Here is a 785-nt window from a genome sequence, read left to right as displayed (position 1 = left end):
ATCGAGGTCATCGTCGACATCGAGGACAAGACCTGTCCCTGTTGCCAGGGCGAGTTGCATCGGATCGGCGAGGATAGGAGCGAACGGCTGGACCTGGTCCCTGCGCAGTTCCGGATCCTCGTGACCCGGCGTCCCAAATACGCCTGCCGAGCCTGCGAGGACGGCGTCATGCAGGCGCCGGCCCCGGCCAGGCTGATCGCGGGCGGATTGCCGACCGAGGCTACCGTCGCCCAGGTCCTGGTCTCCAAATATGCCGATCACCTGCCGCTCTATCGGCAGGCGCAGATTTACGCCCGCCAGGGCATTGAGCTCGATCGTTCGACGCTGGCGGATTGGGTGGGACAGGCCGCCTTCCACCTACGTCCGTTGCATGAGCGACTCCTTGGCAAGCTCAGGCAACGGCCAAAGCTGTTCGCCGACGAGACGACGATGCCGGTGCTCGATCCCGGCCGAGGGCGTACCAAGACCGGTCAGCTCTGGGCCTATGCGGCGGACGACCGGCCATGGGGCGGTGCCGATCCGCCAGGCGTCGCCTATGTCTATGCCCCCGATCGCAAAGCCGACCGGCCCATCGCCCATCTGGCAGGCTTCAAGGGGATCCTGCAGGTCGATGGCTACGCCGGCTATGGCAAGCTGGCCGAGCGTGGCGACGTCCAGCTTGCATTCTGCTGGTCGCACATGCGGCGTAACTTCTACGAACTTGCCGCCCCTGGCCCCGCGCCCATTGCGGGCGAGGCGCTCAAGCATATCGCCGAGTTCTATGCCATCGAGAAGGACATCCGTGG

The 785-nt window shown here is 65.6% G+C and carries 1 protein-coding gene; it reads left to right on the top strand.

Annotated elements, in window-relative coordinates; genetic code table 11:
• Positions 1-785 (top strand): IS66 family transposase (gene tnpC, locus AC630_RS42190; RefSeq protein ID WP_143198782.1); only part of this gene is annotated, 785 nt, incomplete at both ends.

The sequence above is a fragment of the Bradyrhizobium sp. AS23.2 genome, assembly GCF_001908185.1.
In the GTDB taxonomy this organism is placed as follows: Bacteria; Pseudomonadota; Alphaproteobacteria; order Rhizobiales; family Xanthobacteraceae; genus Bradyrhizobium.
This window is presented reverse-complemented; position numbering and strand designations above follow the sequence as displayed.